This window comes from Pseudoduganella sp. R-32, assembly GCF_049913245.1.
Lineage (GTDB): Bacteria > Pseudomonadota > Gammaproteobacteria > Burkholderiales > Burkholderiaceae_D > Rugamonas.
Genome location: NZ_CP183987.1, coordinates 3065891 through 3082820, shown reverse-complemented (window position 1 = coordinate 3082820; position 16930 = coordinate 3065891). Strand labels below are relative to the sequence as shown.

Here is a 16930-nt window from a genome sequence, read left to right as displayed (position 1 = left end):
TCACTGGAAGGTAATCGGGCCGGTCAACGTAATCCGGGTCGGGTAGGTAGGCCTGTCCAGCGGAGTACTGGAAACCGAAACGTTCATGCTGTCGGCGTTGAACGAGACCTGGACGATCGGGTAGTCCTGCAGCTCATTCCAGGTGTTGATGTCGCTCAGGCCGCACGACTCGGCGACCGTCACATCGCGCAAGGAGACCGTGTAGTCGGTGGCGTCGGTGGTGGCGGGCCTGACTTTCGAGCGCAGCGTCACGTTGCAGGCGTCCTTGCCGTTCTTTAGCGCAAAGTGGCCGAGGACCAGGTCGACGTTGACAGTGTTGTTGCCGGTGTTGATCCATTCGGCGTTCTGAGCGATCCGGAACTTCATGGACGCCTGCGAGTCGATTCGCACGCCGCTGATCATCGGGCCGACTTTGGAGATTTCCTTCAGGCCGGCGCCCAGGACATGCAAGCCGTAGTAGCCGCCAATCCAGCTGCCGTCGTTCGGCTTGTCCAGCTTGACGTTGAAGGTGAACCTGAGATTGTTGCCGTCTTCCGACAGGACCTGGTCGCACCAGCCATTGCACCACCAGCCGTTCAGGTTCACGCCCGCGTAGCCGTTGATGGTTCCGCCTTCCTTGGTGGTCGAGGCGTCCTTGAAGCCGCTGAAGTGCGTCAGTACCGGCGCCTTTTCGGTACCGATCGGAATATTCTTGACCATGGTCGCCGTCGCATAGATATCGCCGCCGTCCGACTGGGCGGTGATGGTGCACAGGCCATTGCCAACCTTGGTCATCGTGCTGCCGCTGACGGTGCACACGGTTGGCGTGCTCGATGAGAAGGTGACGGGCCGGCCTAGGTCGGACACTGCAGCCAGTGCCACCGGCTGCGAATCAAGCGCCTGCGCTCCCGGATTGCGGAAGGAGACCATATGCGGCCGCTTGGGAATCACGAAAAGCTGGCGTTGCGAAACCGGGGCGTAGCCTTCGAACCCGGCCTGGGTGGCGGTCACCGAGCACTCGCCCGCTTTCAGCAGCGACAGCTTGTCGCCGCTCACCGAACAAACGTCCGGCGTGTTCGAAGTGAACGTGACCGGACCGCCGGAACTGGCGGTCGCCTTCAAGGTAGTACTTGCCACTTCAGGTGGAATGGCGACTTCGGTGCCGCCCGGGAAGCTGAAAGCCATTGTCTGCACTGCTCCGCCATCGCTACCGCCGCCACCGCCGCCGCAGGCGGCCAGCATCGCGGCACAGGCAATGGCGAATGCTGAATTCTGGTACCACATCGTTTGTCTCCTCATGGAATATCCCCTGTTTGCTGCTTTTGTTTAAATTGTGCGTCCCCCGCGACGGCCGCAGCCATTCGCGGGTTCACTATATATTGCAAACATTGGTACTCGGCCGCAATTGCGATAATTCGCAAAACGATGGATGAAATTCAACACCCCCGGCCATGCGACCGGCGTGCTGCCTTTGCTCAAGGCAAGCGCTCGATGATCGCAACCGCGCCGCCAGCCCCTGCCAGCCGCAGCGACAGCACATCGCGTGAAGTCACCTCGCGCACAACGCGATGCACCGCGTTCGGCGCGTCGCCGTCTTGCCACACGGTGGCGCGGTAGCGGCCTTCTGGCAGGAAGCCGAGCGCCACGCGCTCGACCCGCTCGCCCTCTTCCGCGCTCATCGCCCCCAGGTACCAGCTGTCGCCTTTGCGCCGCGCCAGCACGATGTCCTGGCCCGGCGTGCCGGACAGGAAGCGCGTGTCGTCCCAGGCGGTCGGCACGCGCTGCACGAAATCGAAGCCGTCGGCATCCTGGTATGCGCCGGGATCGTCCGACACCATCTGCAGAGGGCTGTCGTACACCACGTACATGGCCAGCGCCTGGCCCCGCGTGGTTTGCGCCTGCGGGTTCACCTCGCGCACGGCGAAGCTGGCAGGCGTGCCGTTGCGGAAGCCGCCCGGCGTGTAATCCATCGGCCCGGCCAGCATGCGGGTATAGGGCAGCATCAGGTTATGACGGGGCGTGATGCTCTTGTCCATCTTGTTCCACTCGGCGCCGCGCACGCCTTCCTGGGTAATGAAATTCGGATAGGTGCGCTGCAAGCCGGCCGGGACATAGGCGCCGTGCAGGTCCAGTAGCAGCTTGCGCCTGGCCGTCGCCTCCGCGACCCGGTAGTAGTACGCCACAATATCCTGGTCGTCCCGGTTCATGAAATCAATCTTGACGCCCTTGATGCCCCAGCGGGCATAGGTGTCCAGCACTTCATCCATGCGCTGCGCCACGTGCTCCCAGTGGGCCCACAAAATCAGGCCCACGCCTTTGGCGGCCGCATAGCGCACCAGTTCCGGCATATCGATGCCATCCGCCGCGCGGGTGATATCGGTGCCCGGCAGCGCTATCCAGCATTCCGGGCCGCTGCCCATCGCCCAGCCGGCATCGATCAGGTAGTACGGCAATCCTGCGGCGGCGGCGAAATCGATGAAGCGCTTATAGCTCGCCATGTCCGGCTTCATGCCGGCCAATGGGCCCGAATACCAGTCCCAGGCTGCCTTGCCCGGCTTGACCCAGCTGAAGTCCCCTGCCGGCGCCGGATTCAGGTTGCCGACCAGGTGCGAGCCGATCAAGTCGCCGACGCGGTCTCCCATCATCACGACGCGCCAGGCGGTGGCCAGTCCTGCCGGCGAGACGAAGGCCGGCGCGCTGCGCTCCGGAGGCGCCGACAGCCGCAGCTTCAGGGCATTGCCCTCGCGGACAAGCGATGCGCCGGTGTAGCCGCCCAGGTTCGACTGCGTGATGGCGTAGGCGGTTCCGCTGGAAGGCGCGGTGCACACTACCGGCACGTCGTACGCCTGCCCGGCGCGCAGTTGCGACAGCTGCATGCGCTCGAACGATGCTTCGTGTGCCCGGTCCGCTACAGTCACCAGGCATTCCGGATCGCCTGCCGGAACGAAGGCCGTCTTTTCCCCGCGCAGCCGCACCGGCTCAGTACTATCGATACGGTATCGGAAGGCCACGCCGTCGTTATAAGCCCGCAGGTCGATCGACAAGCGGCGCCCTGCAGCTCCCCGCTCGCGGAACACCAGCGTCGCACCGCGATAACGGTCCGCCGCTTGCGCCGACTTGGTAGCGATCAGCGGAATGACCTGGTCGACTTTGACGTCCTTGCGCTTTTCCAGCACGAGCGCGCCCAGTTCAGGGACGCCATCGAACTCCAGTCCGATCGGCGACGGCGCAATCACCGCCTGTCCGCCGCGTGAAACGCTGAAGCGGCTGGCATCCCGTTCGATCCGGATTGCCGTTCGCCCATCCGGCGACGAAACGACTAACGGTGCAGCCGCGGCGCAAGCCAGCGGCAAGAATGCGGACGCGATCAGCGCTACAGGCAAGGATGTTTTTATCATGTCGATTCGGGGGAAGATTGGCGGTAAGCTGGATTGTGCAAGCAACGGCACACGCCAAACAATTGCGAAATTCACCGAGCCGTACAACGATATTTCAGACTGGCGGCCCGCGCACTCGGCGTTGACAGCAGCAGCTTGCGCGAATGATAATGAGAAACATTCTCACCTCAGCCAGCAACCTGCCAGCCCTTGGTCATCGCAAGCCGTCAAGGAGCTCCCAGTGCAGTCGTACCAGCCATTCCCGTTCAAATACCGCCCGCTGGCCGCAGCCGTCCTGTTTGGCCTGTCCGCACAAGCGCAGGCGCAAACCAAGGGCCAGGACCAGCAGGATCCCGTTATCGAAACCGTCGTCATTCAGGCTTCCCGCTCGAATGTCGCAGCGGACAAGGCGCCGCAAACGGTGGTGGTCATTACCCGCAAGGAGATCGAACGGCAGTTGGCCATTTCGGGCAATTCGTCCGATGTATTGAGCAGCATCCTGCCCTCGTACACGCCCAGTCGCGGCAAGATGAACGGCTCCGGCGAAACGCTGCGAGGCCGCACGCCGCTGATCCTGGTCGACGGCGTGCCGCAATCGAACCCGGTGCGTCCGACCGGCCGCGAAGCCCACACCATCGACTATTCCATGGTGGAGCGCATCGAAATCGTACAGGGCCCGAACGCCATCAACGGCCTCGGTGCAACCGGCGGCACCATCAACATCATCACGCGCCGCCCGGAAAAAGGAACGATGAACCAGCATGTCGACGTACAGGTCACCGCGCCGACCGAGGATGTCGAAGGCGACACCCTGAACTACAAGACCAGCTACCGCATCGACGGCCGCCTGGACAAGCTGGACTATCTGTTCGCCGTGTCCTATGAAGACCAGGGCCTGTACCTGGACAGCAAAGGCCGCAGCATCGGCGTCGACGTCACCCAGGGTGACCTGATGGACTCGCGCAGCTACGACGTGCTGGCCAAGATCGGCTACCGTCCGGACGACCAGCAAAAGCTGCAGTTCTCCATCAACCGCTACCGCATCAAGTCCAAGGCCAGCTACCTCGGCGTGGCAGGCGACCGCACGCGCGGCATTCCTTCCACTTCGGTAGAAGGCACGCCGCCGGGTGTGCCGGCCTGGAACGATGTGTGGACAAGCAGCGCCAGCTACAACCATTACGACCTGGCCGGCATGGAATTGTCCGCAATGCTCTTCAACCAGGAATTCGTGGGCTTGTTCGGCGCCGACAGATCCGCTACGTTCCAGGACGTGAAGATCGCACCGCGCGGCACTTTATACGATCAGTCGCGCGCCGTCGCTTCCAAGTTCGGCAGCAAGACCGGCCTGACCAAGGCTGGCCTGCTTGACGGCCGCATGAAGCTGACCGTAGGCTTCGATACCCTGTCCGACAAAGGCAAACAGGACATGTACCTGACCGGCCGCACCTTCGTGCCCGAATCGAAGTACACCAATCTTTCGCTGTTCCTCCAGGGCGAATACAAGGTGTTCGACACCCTCACCCTGCATGCCGGCGTACGCCGCGAAAACGCCGACCTGAAGGTGGACAGCTACCGCACGCTCGCCGCATACAACAATACCTTCGTCGAAGGCGGCAAGATCAAGTTCAATGAAACGCTGGCCAACGCGGGCCTGGTGCTCACGCCCGCCAAGGACGTCACCATCTATGCCAGCTATTCCGAAGGCTTCGGCCTGCCGGACATCGGCCGCACCCTGCGTTCCATCAACACGCCCGGACAGAAGATCAGCAGTATGCGCAACCTGGAGCCGATCCTGACCGAGGGCATCGAGCTTGGCACCCGCGTGCGCAATGGCGACTGGGACCTGGACGCCGCGTACTACCGCTCCGACTCCGATTTCGGCGCGCGCGTGATTTCGGTCAATGGTGTCTTCAACATGGCGCGCGAGAAGACGCGCCTGGAGGGCTATGATGCCAGCGCAACCTACCGCTTCAGCAAAGCGCACCGCGCCAGCATTGCCTACGCCTACACCAAGGGCCGCTACGACAGCAACAGCGACGGCAGCCTGGATGCGAAGCTGGACGGTCTGAACGTGGCTCCCAACCGCCTGATCGCAAGCTGGAGCTCCGACTGGAGCGACAAGCTGTCCACCTTCGTCCAGGTGCAGCACGCCTTCAACCAGAGCTTCGACGATCCGGCCAAGGAATTCAGCGGCTATACGCTGGCCGACGCATCCCTCGGCTACAAGCTGGGTAAAGGTGCGCTGCGCGTCGGCATCGCCAACCTGTTCGACAAGGACTACATCACCTACTATTCGCAAAGCGCCCTGGTTGAACCGGCCCGCTATTTCGCAGGACGTGGACGCAGCGTAATACTAGGCTATTCGCTGGGCTTCTAGGCGCAGGCGCCTTCATAAGCGATTGTCCGCGGCACGCGCGTTCCCATATCGGGAAACGCCTCGCAATGAACGTAGTCGGCATCCTTGAACTCGATGGCTGTCTTGCACTGAGCTTCCTTCACCGCAGGCAGCGAAAGCTTGCCTGCGCGCTGGACTTTTCCGTCCGGCTCAACCCAATAGCGCTTATCGCCATATTCGAACATCAGCTGATTGTCGCGCACAGCGACCGGCGTGGCGTCGACCGGAATCGGCCAGCGCCGGATCGCCTTTCCGGAGGCGTCCATTTCAACGGCCTTTTCGGATGTGAGCCGGCCCTTGCCGAACGGTGGAAGCTTGTCCACCTTCACGATCGCAATCACGCCGCAGGGATGGTCTTCGACGGACTGGTAGCCCGCGACTCGCGAAACGTCGCCTTCAAACCAGAACGGTAAAGGCTCCGCAGCGAGCGCGGGGACTGAGGCTGCCATCAGGGCTAGGAACAAGTAACGCATCTAAAATCCGGAAACTGAAAGTCGCCGGATATTGGCATGTCAATAACGCCTAGCTTGCTTCGATTGAAGTCTTCTGGCTCGCCCAATATCCGTAATCGACGTGGATGTTCTCCATTAGCTCAAACAAGCTGGTCGCCTGGTTGGTCAACAGCAGCGTCCATTGCGAAAAGAAGTTGCCCTGCTTTTCCACCATCTTAGACATGGTGTTGGCATGGCGGATCAGGGCATAGTCCTCGGCCAGGATGGCGCAGCCCTGGCGCCAATCGAGGTTTTGCTGGTGCAGTCGCTGCATGACCGCCGCCTGCAGCTGCAGCCATTCGCTCCAGACCTGCGGATCACCGAAGCGGCTCGCCAGCCCCGCCGACAATACGCTGTTGTGCAGCATGCGCGATGCCTGCCGCTGCGCCAGCGTACCGGCCTTGATTGAGACTGCCAGCGGCGCGATGGCCCTTGAGTCGCGCAAGGCTGGCACGCCTGGCTTATCGATCGATTTCAAACCGACGGAAACGGGAAGTTTGCTCATGTCATTCTCCAGTGTCGCTCAGGCGCAAAGACGGTCGAGCATGGCGTGGATCGCCTTGATCTGGACCGCATTGCGCGAATAGTAGTCGGGAGCTTGCGGATTGGCGCTGGTATAGCCCCACCAATCCCAGCAGCCATCCGGGTTCTGCACGGCGTCGTTGTCCGTGCCCTCGGCCTGTGGATACAGCACGATGATGTCGTTACTCTCCGCGATGTGGTTATAGCCGGTGGTAGTGAAATAGCGGTTGCCGTAAGGCGGCTGGTTGGCGATGTCGGCGCGGCCGTTGACGTAATCGGTGTAGTTGTAGCCCTGCTTGCACCCATGCAGCGCAATGTGCACGCGCGGCTCTTTCACCTCCCCTGCCGCGACGTTGGACGGGATGTAGATATAGCCGAACTGGCTCATGCTGGCCCGGTCAGTCGCGTCGGCAAAGAATTCGGTCTGGTCGAAGCGCAGCAACTGCCCAGCCAGGCTTTCCGCCGCGGGCTGCAGGTCGCTGTAGATATGGCGCAGGATGTCGTGCGATTGCATGAAGCCGCCATTATTGATGTAGGGCGGCTGGTTGGTGGACAGGCCCGAATCCTCCGGGTTGTCGGTGATGATGCTGTGCCCTGCGGGCACATTGTCGACGTAACGGATATTTGCCGGCTTCACGCCCAGCAGCTCATAGAACTTGCGGGTCCGCGCCACCACGTCCGAATCGACCACGTCGTCCGCGCTGCCAGTGAAGATATAGAGGCGATCGTCGGCAAGATTGGCCACCGCATCGATCATCCCTGCCTTTGCCGTCTGCCGGGCCATGTCCGCGAGCTTATGCGCATCCGGCGACACCTGCGGGATCAGAGGATTCATGCAGATGTACAGCGAGTTTTCGATGCAAGCATCTTCGGCAGTCATCATGTCGTCCGGCCGGAACACCTCCGCACACCGGAACGGCCCGCCTGCAATGATGCCCGCGCCAGCGAAGCTTGACGAATGGGCCAGGTGAAGCTGCACCGTCATGAATGCCCCTGACGATAAGCCGGAGATCGAGTTGTTTCGCCTGGATGCCTTGTAAGAACCGAGTTGGACGACCTTGCTGCTGGAGCTTGCGACCATGCTGAGCCTCCTGATAAGCAGTTGGTTGATGGAGCGAATGGGAATCGCCGCAATGGCGTCTAGCGACTATATCGTCGCGCGGCTCGTCGACAATTGAGCTTGCGCAAACCAGATTAGCAGCGGATTCGACTGGAAAGTTCACGCATTGTTGCGAACAGGGCGCTAAGCTCGTGAACTTTTTTCGCGGCGTACTGTCTAATCTCAAATCCTGTTGCTCATGGGTGAGTCAGAGTTAAGACTCATATATGGGGGAAGACATGGACTTCGAAGGACGCATTGCGAGAACTGAAGCAATTATGGAAACCAACCGACAAGACATTGATCGCCTGTATGCTGCCATAACTGAACTGCGAAAGCTGATCCTTGAACGAACCGATCGCCTGGAGGATGGGTTCAAAGAAATACGTCGCGAGATCAGTATTAACCAGCGCTGGATGATCGGGCTGACGCTCGCCAACACGACAATGATTCTTGGCCTCGGCGGCAAATTGTTCGGCCTGTATTGACCGCCGGGGCATTTCATTTCCTAAGCGAGAAGTTATTGCGAACCGGAAGGCTTGCGGTATCCCGATTCCATCCACGCCGTCGCACTTGCGACACTCAGCTTGAAATTCGGCGCTTCCCGCACTTGTGCCTGTTCTTCGCCGAATGGATCGAAGGCGGTCAGGGTTGCGAAGGGATCGTCTTCATCCGGAGTGATGTCGAGGTTGACGGTGATGTAGGCGGCGCCCTCGGTGTGGACGCGCACGCTGCGGTGCAGTTGGGCGTGCAGTTGCTGCTCGTGGCGGCGGATCACTTCACTGGCGGTCTTCACCAGGGTGTTGAAGGCATTCACATCCAGCGGCTTCGGGTTCTTCTTGTCGCGGCCCATGGTCCAGGGACCGACCAGCGCCGGTTCCGCCTCGCCATCCTTGATCATCGCCACCGCCCAGCCATCGTCATCTTCATTCTTGATGACGCGCGCAGTCCAGCCGTTGTCCTGCCAGACGCGGTCTTCCTGCACCAGCACTTCCTCTTCCATCAATTCATCGATCATCGCGGCTCCAGTGTTAGCTTGCTGAAAATACTGTGATTATATACAGTTATTTATTTCCAGCAAGTAGCGCCACGATCAGTATCGCCCGGCGGCCAGGTCGGCCATGTGTTGGTCGTACTTGCCCGATTCCTTCAGCTTACGCAACCCACGGTTGAAACGCTCGATGTAGCCGGCATTTTCGGCGTCGGCCCGCCGCATGATCAGGCGGTATTGGGTGCTGTTGTAGCGTCCCGGCGCCACGGTAATGCCGGCGGCTTCTTCCGGTTTGAATTTCGTGCGCAGGATGTAGCGGCCCACATCAAGGCTGGCAGGAACGACATCCACGCGCCCGGCCAGCAGTTTGCGCAAGTTGAGTTCTTCGGTGGAGGCGCGGTCCAGGCGAACACCCGGCACTTCCTCGAAGCGGTATTCGTAGCCGGCCACGCCGCCGATACGCAGGCCGGCCAGGTCGGCATCCTTGGTCCAGGTAAAGTTGTAGCCTTTGCGAAGGAAAAACACCGACTGGGCTTCCAGCACGGTGTCGCTGGACAGGAATTCGCGTGCCCGCTCAGTCGTCAACGGCCCCACGCTCCAGACCACCGAGCCGTTGACCAGCCCACGCTGCGCTTCAGCATAAGCGCGCGGCCAGGGGCGGAACACATATTTGACGGTAATGCCTTCCAGCGCGAACGCTTCGGACACGATGCGCGACACGGCGCCGTAATGCGGCAAAGTCTCGGACAGGTAAGGCAACCACTCGCCGTTACTGAGCGTAATAGTCTCCGCCCGCGCCCACGGTGCGGCGAGTAAGCAAACCAGGAGTGACTTCCAATGCATCACTCCAGCATAGCGCAGAATCCTCAGTCTTTGCCGAGCGACCACTGCCCTGCACCGCCAAGCGCGGTTGCAGTCACGACGAGCAAGAGGAACAGGGCATGCAGGTTGCCCAGGACGGGCGCGCCGTGAATCCAGCCAAGCACGATCGGCAAGCCCACCACCAGGGTCAGGACAGCACTGGCGTAAGGCATCAGGAGGCCGATCATGATCAGTGCGCCGCACAGCATCTCGGTCAGGTGCAAGGCCCAATAGCCGGCACCGTTAAGGCTGGATGGGAAGCCGGAATGCCGCAGGGCCTGGAAGCCCATGAGGATGGCCATGCCGCCAATGGCGAGGCGGAGGAAGAAGCGGGATGCATCGAGACGGGTTTTGGAAACTGCCATTTAGAATCTCACGAATATTTGAAAAGGGACGCTGCGCCGCGCGATTTTCGCACCCGGCAAGCGCCCCATCAAGGGCCTACTTCTTCGGGTTGATGATTTGTTTCAGCAGCACGAACACTTCGTGGCGAATCGCCTGCTCGTTCTCCTTGAATTCGCGATCGGCCTTGATGTAGGCAGGTTTCTTCATCGCGGCCTGTTCGGCGGGCGTTGCCTTGGGGACGGCTGGGTAAAGCTGGGCGCCGCTGTTGTAGATGCTGTCCAGCGACTTCTTGCCGTAGCTGGACTCGTAGAAGCGCGTCATCTCGGTCACCGTCTCCGGGCTAAGGAGGCGGGCCACCGGCGTTGCCAGTCCAGCGTAGATGGTTTCCGCCGGCGTTGCCATCACTTTGTCCATCACCCGGTTGCGCTCAGCGTCCGATGCGTAGCGGCTCATGCCTGCGGTCATGCGCATCATTTTCTCGGCTTGCATCGCCGCCAGGAGGTCGTGCGTGGCCTTGACCTGCCTGGCATCGGGATTCGGGTTGGCTGCATGGGCGCTCACTGCAAGCGAGGCGGCAAGCAAGATTGCAGAGATCATCTTCATATCATTCCTTTTGTTGAGTATGAAAACAAAAAGCCCCGAGTTTCCTCGGGGCTTTTTGCTTGAATCTGGCGGAGGCGGTGGGATTCGAACCCACGATACAGGTTTTGCCCGTATGCTTCCTTAGCAGGGAAGTGCCTTCGGCCACTCGGCCACGCCTCCTCGTTGAACTGTTACTGCGTCAACGCGACCGCAATATTAAAGACCGATACCGCTTTGGTCAAGGATAATACGGAAGTTTTTTTGGAAATATTTATTCTTTTTCCAGTTCAAATGCCTTGTGCAGTGCACGCACGGCCAGCTCCATGTACTTCTCGTCGATCAGGACGGAAATCTTGATCTCGGAGGTGGAGATCATCATGATGTTGATGCCCTCTTCCGCCAGGGTCTTGAACATCTGGGAAGCCACGCCGACGTGCGAACGCATGCCCACGCCGACCACGGAGATCTTGGACACTTTGGCGTCGCCCACCAGGGTGTGGTGGCCGATCTCGCCCTTTTCGTTGTGCAGCACGTCCATCGCCTTCTGGTAGTCGTTGCGCGACACGGTGAAGGTGAAGTCGGTCTTGCCGTCCACTGCCTGGTTCTGGATGATCATGTCGACTTCGACATTGGCTTCGGCCACCGGGCCCAGGATGTGGTAAGCGATGCCTGGACGGTCTGGCACGCCCAGGACGGTGATTTTGGCTTCGTCGCGGTTGAAGGCGATGCCGGAGATGACTGCTTGTTCCATGTTTTGGTCTTCCTCAAACGAAATCAGGGTGCCCGAGTTGGCTTCTTCTGCCAGATCCATCAGCGGATCGGTCAGCGAGGACAGCACGCGGGTCGGTACGCGGTAGTTGCCGGCGAATTCCACCGAGCGGGTTTGCAGGACTTTGGAGCCCAGCGAAGCCAGTTCCAGCATCTCTTCAAACGTGATCGCCTTCAGGCGGCGCGCTTCGGACACCACGCGCGGATCGGTGGTGTAGACGCCGTCGACGTCGGTGTAGATCAGGCATTCGTCAGCCTTCAGCGCGGCGGCAATCGCCACGGCCGAAGTATCGGAACCGCCGCGGCCCAGGGTGGCGATGTTGTCGTTCTCGTCCACGCCCTGGAAGCCGGTAATGATCACAATGCGGCCCTTGTCCAGGTCTTCGCGCACGCGGCCGTCTTCGATCGACTGGATGCGGGCTTTGGTGAAGGCGGAGTCGGTTTTAATCGCTACTTGCCAGCCGGTGTAGGAAATGGCGTCCTTGCCGATCGCTTGCAGCGCCATCGACAGCAGGCCCACGGACACTTGTTCGCCGGTGGAGGCAATCATGTCCAGTTCACGTGGGTCGGGCGGGTTCTGGATTTCCTTGGCCAGGGCAATCAGGCGGTTGGTTTCGCCGGACATTGCCGACGGCACTACGACCACCTGGTGTCCCGCGTCGTGCCATTTGGCGACGCGACGCGCGACGTTCTTGATGCGTTCCGTCGAGCCCATCGACGTGCCGCCGTACTTGTGAACGATTAAAGCCATGCTGATTTTTCCGCATTGATGTGATAAAGGGAGCCCTTTACTCTACATGCTGCGTTGCAAAATCTCAAGTCAAAAAGCTCATACACTCATACCTAATTGGCATAAGTTCATATGTCTAGACAGGTGTCGGCAAAAATTATTTGGTTTCCCAGCGAAACACCAAACGATGCCCGGCGCCCGAGCTCAGTTTGCGGCAATCCATGCCGATACCGGCGGCATACAGGATATCGCCGGGAATCGATACCATGGGCAGGCGCTCGCGCTCCCAGGCTGGGATGCCCAAGGTCTGGTAGTGCTGCTTGAGTGTGCGCGTGGGGCGGTTGCGGGCGGGCTTGAGCTTTTCGCCGCCCTTGCGCAGTTCGATCGTCAGCATTTGCTGGCGCAGCCAGTCGGGGTCGAGGCCGACCGGCGCCAGCTCAACATGCAGCGTGCCGCCAAAGGCCGGGAAGTCGATGCTGCCCTCTCCGTTCCAGCGGAAGCTTGCGCGCTGCCCGGCGTCGGCCTCGGGTTTGCGCGGCACGAGGTAGAGGCGGTCGCGGTGGCGCCGCACTTCGCAGTCGGGATGGGTAACCTTGAGGTTGGCGTCGTCGCGCGCGGTCAGGGCCTGCTCCTGCATTTCGGCCAGCCAGCTGGCCGATGGCAGGCGGATGCCGCGCTCGGCGAACCAATGGCGCAGCAGGTTGGAGGTGCGGTCGGCGCTGAGCGTACGGACCTTGGCCATGTCGAGGCTGTCCTCGCCGGCCAGGCAGGCGCGCAGGTCTTCGGCGGCCTGCTCGGTCAGCAGGCGCTGCGCGGATTGCGCGTGGCGCGCGCTGCGGGCGAAGCGCTCCTGGTACCCGGGGAAGGCTTCGGCCAGGCGCGGCATGACTTCATGGCGCAAGGCGTTGCGGGCGTAGCGCGTGTCGGCGTTGGACTCGTCTTCGATGTAGGCAATGGCGTTTTCGCGTACGTAGTCTTCGAGTTCGGCACGGCTGGCTTGCAGCAGCGGGCGGGCCAGTAGCACGTCAGGGGTGCCGAGCAACGTTGGGGCGCGATTGAAGGCATCCATGCCGGACATGCCGGCCGGACCGGCGCCGCGCAGCAGTTGCAGCAGGATGGTTTCTGCCTGGTCGTCCAGGTGGTGGGCGGTCAGGAGCAGGTGCACGCTGTGCTCAGTGCAGAGTGCTCCCAAGGCTGCGTAACGGGCCTTGCGGGCGGAGGCTTCGCTGCGGTCGTCGAGGGTGACGCGGCGGCTGGCGAAGGCGATGTTCAGGCGTTCGCATTCGGCGCGGGCATGGGCTTCCCAGGCATCGGCGTTGGGACTCAGGCCGTGGTGGATGTGGAAGGCGTACAGTTTGCGGCCGCTCGCTGCGGCAAGGTGCAGCAAGGCGCTGCTGTCCAGGCCTCCGCTGTAGGCGATGGCTGTAGGGCCTTGCGGGAGTTCGGCGAGGGATTGCAGGAGGATTTGTTGGGCGCGCATAATTCAAAACCGGTAAACCGGTGCCTGACCCGCAGGGTCAGGCACCTAAGACGCGGCGGCCGCGTGTCCGGTGTCTGACCCTGCGGGTCAGACACCGCTTTACAGGTTTTATTCGGAAGCAGTAGTTTCCTTGAACTTGCCGTAGCTCATCAGCTTTTCGTGACGAGCAGCCAGCAGGTCCTTGGTCTTCACGCCCTGGAACTGGCGCAGCGAATCCGCCAGCGCGCGCTTCAGCAGCTTGGCCATTTCCTTCGGATCGCGGTGAGCGCCACCCAATGGCTCGTTGATGATCTTGTCGACCAGGCCCATGGCCTTCAGGCGGTGCGCGGTCAAGCCCAGCGCTTCAGCCGCATCGGATGCGCGCTCGGAAGTCTTCCACAGGATCGAAGCGCAACCCTCAGGCGAAATCACCGAGTAAGTCGCGTACTGCAGCATCAGCACGGAATCGCCAACGGCAATCGCCAGCGCGCCGCCGGAACCGCCTTCGCCGATGATGGTGGCGATCAGCGGCACTTTCAGTTCCGCCATCACATACAGGTTATGGCCGATCGCTTCCGACTGGCCGCGTTCTTCCGCGTCAATACCAGGGAATGCGCCAGGGGTGTCAACGAAGGTGAAAATAGGCAGGTTGAACTTCTCGGCCAGCTTCATCAGGCGCATGGCCTTGCGGTAGCCTTCCGGTTTCGGCATGCCGAAGTTGCGCATGGCGCGTTCTTTGGTATCGCGGCCCTTCTGGTGGCCGATCACCATGCATGGCTGGCCGTTGAAACGGGCGAAGCCGCCCACGATGGACTGGTCGTCCGCATACGTGCGGTCGCCGTGCAGTTCGTGGAAGTCGGTGAAGATTTCGTTCACATAGTCCATGGTGTATGGACGTTGTGGGTGGCGGGCAATCTGGGAAACTTGCCAAGGAGTCAACTTGGCGTAAATGTCTTTGGTCAGCTGTTGGCTCTTCTTGGCCAGGCGGTCGATTTCTTCGGAAATGTCGACGGCCGAATCGTCTTGTACGAAACGCAGCTCTTCAATCTTGGAATCCAGTTCCGCGATCGGTTGCTCAAAATTGAGGAAAGTCGTTTTAATCATTGTACCTCCAAGGTTTTTTGCTTCTCCGACAACACTGCTTTTGGCGGTTGCCGGTGAGAATTTGCGCTATTTTACCGGAACCGGATCAAGGCTACGCCATAAATACCAGGTAGCGACCGTCCGGAAGGGTTCCCAGTTGGCCGAAACCTCGCGCGCATCGCTACGCGACACGGGCTCCCCGGAAAAATAATTCTGGCTGATCCCACTGATCAGCCGGCTGTCATCAAGCGGCAGCACGTTGGGTCGGAGCAAATTAAATATCAAAAACATCTCCGCTGTCCAGCGCGTAATGCCGCGAATTTGAACCAGCTCAGCGATCACCGCTTCGTCATCCATCTGCGCCCATTGGGCGGCATGGACCTTCTTGTTCTTGAAATGGTCGGCCAGGTCCAGGATGTACTCGGCCTTGCGCTTTGAGAGGCCGCAGCCTGCCAGCGCAGCGGCGCCGGCCTTTTGCACGGCCGCCGGGGTGAATTTGGGACAGATTTCCAGCAGCTTGGCCCACGCCGCATTGGCGACCTGGGTCGTGACCTGCTGGTTGACGATGGCGCGCGCCAGGGTGATGAACGGGTCGTCATGGCCGACCAGGTGCAAATCGCCGAATTGCGGAATCAGGCGGTTCATGATGCGATCTCGCTTCATGAGCTCTGCCTTGGCTTCCTCCCAATACGGCGGCACCGGGGCCTGATCCCCGTTATCCCTGGATAGAACCATTACGCGCGGCGCCAGTTCGTGGTGCCGTCAGGCTTGTCTTCGAGGACGATGCCGGCCGCCAGCAGGTCGGCACGCACCTTGTCGGCGGTGGCGAAGTCGCGCGACTTCTTCGCTGTGGCACGGGTCGCGATGGCAGCTTCGATGGCCGCTTCGTCCATGCCCTCGCCTTCCGCGCCTTTCGGTGCGGCCTTGCGGTATTCCTCAGGACTGCGTTCCAGCAGGCCCAGTACCGCGGCCAGGCCTTTCAGCTGGCGCACCGCGGCCGGCGACTTGGTCTTGTTCACTTCCGAAGCCAGGTCGAACAGCACCGACACCGCGATCGGGGTGTTGAAGTCGTCGTCCATCGCCTCGGCGAAGCGCTTGGCGTTGTCTTCGTTCCAGTCCAGCGGCTGGCCGTCGCCCTCCACGCCGTCCAGCGCAGTGTACAGCCGGGTCAGCGCGCCGCGCGCGTCTTCCAGGTGCACGTCCGAATAGTTCAGCGGGCTGCGGTAGTGGGCTCGCAGGATGAAGAAGCGCACAACTTCCGCATCGAACTGCTTCAGCACTTCGCGGATGGTGAAGAAATTGCCCAGCGATTTGGACATCTTCTCGCCATCCACGCGCACGAAGCCGTTATGGACCCAATAGTTGGCCAGCGTCTTGCCGGAAGCGCCTTCCGACTGCGCGATTTCGTTTTCGTGGTGCGGGAACTGCAAGTCAGCGCCGCCGCCATGGATGTCGAAAGTCTCGCCCAGCAGGGAGCACGACATGGCCGAGCACTCGATGTGCCAGCCCGGACGGCCCTTGCCCCACTTGGAATCCCACTTCACCTCTTCCGGCTCGGATTCCTTGGCGGCCTTCCACAGCACGAAATCCAGCGGATCGCGCTTGCCGGTGTTGACGTCCACGCGTTCACCCGCGCGCAGGTCGTCCAGCGACTTGCCCGACAGCTTGCCGTAGCCTTCGAACTGGCGCACAGCGTAGTTAACGTCGCCATCGGCAGCCTTGTAGGCCAGGTCCTTGGCTTCCAGCTTCTCGATAATGCCCAGCATCTGCGGCACGTATTCGGTCGCCTTCGGCACGTCGGTCGGATTCAGGATGCCCAGGGCTTCGCAATCTTCATCCATGTACTTGATGAAGCGGCCAGTCAGTTGGCCAATCGTCTCGTTATTCTCGACCGCACGCTTGATGATCTTGTCATCGATGTCGGTGATATTGCGCGCATAGCGCACGTCATAGCCCGATGCCTTCAACCAGCGGTAAATGACGTCGAACGCCATCAGCATGCGGCCGTGGCCCACGTGGCAGTAGTCGTAAACGGTCATGCCACAGACATACATCCGGACCTTGCCCGCCTCAATGGGTTTGAACGACTGCTTTTCGCGTGCCAGCGTGTTGAAGATCTTTAAATTGCTCATCGGACTAGAAGTAAACGGGTCACTGGTGCGAAGCGCCTGGGGCGTCGCACCGGTGCTCGGTGTGTACCAGGGGGATGTTTGGTCCCTTTGTTATAGTTCTACTTTGTTAGAATGGA

16 protein-coding genes and 1 tRNA gene are annotated in these 16930 nt (G+C 60.9%); 2 read left to right on the top strand and 15 right to left on the bottom strand.

The window, feature by feature from the left end; genetic code table 11:
- Positions 1-1278 (bottom strand): hypothetical protein, encoded by a 1278-nt coding sequence (locus ACN9MU_RS14260; RefSeq protein WP_426344762.1) that lies wholly within the window; start codon positions 1276-1278, stop codon positions 1-3.
- Between the two features lie 176 nt (positions 1279-1454).
- Positions 1455-3377: a glycoside hydrolase family 97 protein gene (locus ACN9MU_RS14255; RefSeq protein ID WP_426344761.1), complete on the bottom strand. Its 1923-nt coding sequence runs from the start codon at positions 3375-3377 to the stop codon at positions 1455-1457.
- Positions 3378-3597: 220 nt separating this feature from the next.
- On the opposite strand from ACN9MU_RS14255, the gene ACN9MU_RS14250 reads away from it, so the two are divergent.
- Positions 3598-5733 (top strand): TonB-dependent receptor, encoded by a 2136-nt coding sequence (locus ACN9MU_RS14250; RefSeq protein ID WP_426344760.1) that lies wholly within the window; start codon positions 3598-3600, stop codon positions 5731-5733.
- Here ACN9MU_RS14250 and ACN9MU_RS14245 read toward each other — a convergent pair.
- The 3 genes from ACN9MU_RS14245 to ACN9MU_RS14235 are packed head-to-tail and all read right to left on the bottom strand — an operon-like array spanning position 5730 to position 7845.
- Positions 5730-6224 (bottom strand): hypothetical protein, encoded by a 495-nt coding sequence (locus ACN9MU_RS14245; RefSeq protein ID WP_426344759.1) that lies wholly within the window; start codon positions 6222-6224, stop codon positions 5730-5732. The genes ACN9MU_RS14250 and ACN9MU_RS14245 overlap by 4 nt on opposite strands.
- Before the next feature lie 49 nt (positions 6225-6273).
- Positions 6274-6747 (bottom strand): hypothetical protein, encoded by a 474-nt coding sequence (locus ACN9MU_RS14240; protein WP_426344758.1) that lies wholly within the window; start codon positions 6745-6747, stop codon positions 6274-6276.
- A gap of 18 nt (positions 6748-6765) precedes the next feature.
- A complete protein-coding gene (locus ACN9MU_RS14235; RefSeq protein WP_426344757.1) occupies positions 6766-7845 on the bottom strand; it encodes an extracellular catalytic domain type 2 short-chain-length polyhydroxyalkanoate depolymerase in 1080 nt (359 codons plus the stop codon).
- Between the two features lie 257 nt (positions 7846-8102).
- Between ACN9MU_RS14235 and ACN9MU_RS14230 the strand changes: the two genes are divergently transcribed.
- Entirely contained in the window at positions 8103-8351 is a 249-nt protein-coding gene (locus tag ACN9MU_RS14230; RefSeq protein WP_426171517.1) for a hypothetical protein, read from the top strand.
- A gap of 32 nt (positions 8352-8383) precedes the next feature.
- Here ACN9MU_RS14230 and ACN9MU_RS14225 read toward each other — a convergent pair whose 3' ends face one another.
- From ACN9MU_RS14225 to cysS, 10 genes are all read right to left on the bottom strand, one after another.
- A complete protein-coding gene (locus ACN9MU_RS14225; RefSeq protein ID WP_426344756.1) occupies positions 8384-8881 on the bottom strand; it encodes a hypothetical protein in 498 nt (165 codons plus the stop codon).
- Positions 8882-8956: 75 nt separating this feature from the next.
- Complete coding sequence (locus tag ACN9MU_RS14220) at positions 8957-9613, bottom strand: substrate-binding periplasmic protein (RefSeq protein WP_426171515.1); 657 nt, start codon at positions 9611-9613, stop codon at positions 8957-8959.
- A gap of 107 nt (positions 9614-9720) precedes the next feature.
- Positions 9721-10080 (bottom strand): hypothetical protein, encoded by a 360-nt coding sequence (locus tag ACN9MU_RS14215; RefSeq protein ID WP_426171513.1) that lies wholly within the window; start codon positions 10078-10080, stop codon positions 9721-9723.
- A gap of 76 nt (positions 10081-10156) precedes the next feature.
- Entirely contained in the window at positions 10157-10657 is a 501-nt protein-coding gene (locus tag ACN9MU_RS14210) for a hypothetical protein (RefSeq protein ID WP_426344755.1), read from the bottom strand.
- A gap of 72 nt (positions 10658-10729) precedes the next feature.
- A tRNA-Ser gene (locus tag ACN9MU_RS14205) sits at positions 10730-10822 on the bottom strand.
- Between the two features lie 91 nt (positions 10823-10913).
- Positions 10914-12161 (bottom strand): aspartate kinase, encoded by a 1248-nt coding sequence (locus ACN9MU_RS14200; RefSeq protein WP_426323099.1) that lies wholly within the window; start codon positions 12159-12161, stop codon positions 10914-10916.
- A gap of 136 nt (positions 12162-12297) precedes the next feature.
- A complete protein-coding gene (gene tilS, locus ACN9MU_RS14195) occupies positions 12298-13620 on the bottom strand; it encodes a tRNA lysidine(34) synthetase TilS (RefSeq protein ID WP_426344754.1) in 1323 nt (440 codons plus the stop codon).
- Between the two features lie 108 nt (positions 13621-13728).
- Entirely contained in the window at positions 13729-14703 is a 975-nt protein-coding gene (locus ACN9MU_RS14190) for an acetyl-CoA carboxylase carboxyltransferase subunit alpha (protein WP_426171507.1), read from the bottom strand.
- Between the two features lie 66 nt (positions 14704-14769).
- A complete protein-coding gene (locus ACN9MU_RS14185; RefSeq protein ID WP_426171506.1) occupies positions 14770-15417 on the bottom strand; it encodes a DNA-3-methyladenine glycosylase family protein in 648 nt (215 codons plus the stop codon).
- Entirely contained in the window at positions 15417-16814 is a 1398-nt protein-coding gene (cysS, locus tag ACN9MU_RS14180; RefSeq protein WP_426323095.1) for a cysteine--tRNA ligase, read from the bottom strand. Before cysS ends, ACN9MU_RS14185 begins: the two co-directional genes overlap by 1 nt.
- Positions 16815-16930: the final 116 nt, after the last annotated feature.

Excerpts from the sequence above, each read along its gene's own strand:
- ACN9MU_RS14240 (WP_426344758.1), bottom strand. The coding sequence starts at position 6,747 with ATGAGCAAACTTCCCGTTTCCGTCGGTTTGAAATCGATCGATAAGCCA.
- ACN9MU_RS14200 (WP_426323099.1), bottom strand. The coding sequence starts at position 12,161 with ATGGCTTTAATCGTTCACAAGTACGGCGGCACGTCGATGGGCTCGACG.
- ACN9MU_RS14255 (WP_426344761.1), bottom strand. The coding sequence starts at position 3,377 with ATGATAAAAACATCCTTGCCTGTAGCGCTGATCGCGTCCGCATTCTTG.
- ACN9MU_RS14190 (WP_426171507.1), bottom strand. The coding sequence starts at position 14,703 with ATGATTAAAACGACTTTCCTCAATTTTGAGCAACCGATCGCGGAACTG.
- ACN9MU_RS14230 (WP_426171517.1), top strand. The coding sequence starts at position 8,103 with ATGGACTTCGAAGGACGCATTGCGAGAACTGAAGCAATTATGGAAACC.
- tilS (WP_426344754.1), bottom strand. The coding sequence starts at position 13,620 with ATGCGCGCCCAACAAATCCTCCTGCAATCCCTCGCCGAACTCCCGCAA.
- cysS (WP_426323095.1), bottom strand. The coding sequence starts at position 16,814 with ATGAGCAATTTAAAGATCTTCAACACGCTGGCACGCGAAAAGCAGTCG.
- ACN9MU_RS14235 (WP_426344757.1), bottom strand. The coding sequence starts at position 7,845 with ATGGTCGCAAGCTCCAGCAGCAAGGTCGTCCAACTCGGTTCTTACAAG.
- ACN9MU_RS14245 (WP_426344759.1), bottom strand. The coding sequence starts at position 6,224 with ATGCGTTACTTGTTCCTAGCCCTGATGGCAGCCTCAGTCCCCGCGCTC.
- ACN9MU_RS14210 (WP_426344755.1), bottom strand. The coding sequence starts at position 10,657 with ATGATCTCTGCAATCTTGCTTGCCGCCTCGCTTGCAGTGAGCGCCCAT.
- ACN9MU_RS14225 (WP_426344756.1), bottom strand. The coding sequence starts at position 8,881 with ATGATCGATGAATTGATGGAAGAGGAAGTGCTGGTGCAGGAAGACCGC.
- ACN9MU_RS14260 (WP_426344762.1), bottom strand. The coding sequence starts at position 1,278 with ATGAGGAGACAAACGATGTGGTACCAGAATTCAGCATTCGCCATTGCC.
- ACN9MU_RS14215 (WP_426171513.1), bottom strand. The coding sequence starts at position 10,080 with ATGGCAGTTTCCAAAACCCGTCTCGATGCATCCCGCTTCTTCCTCCGC.
- ACN9MU_RS14185 (WP_426171506.1), bottom strand. The coding sequence starts at position 15,417 with ATGGTTCTATCCAGGGATAACGGGGATCAGGCCCCGGTGCCGCCGTAT.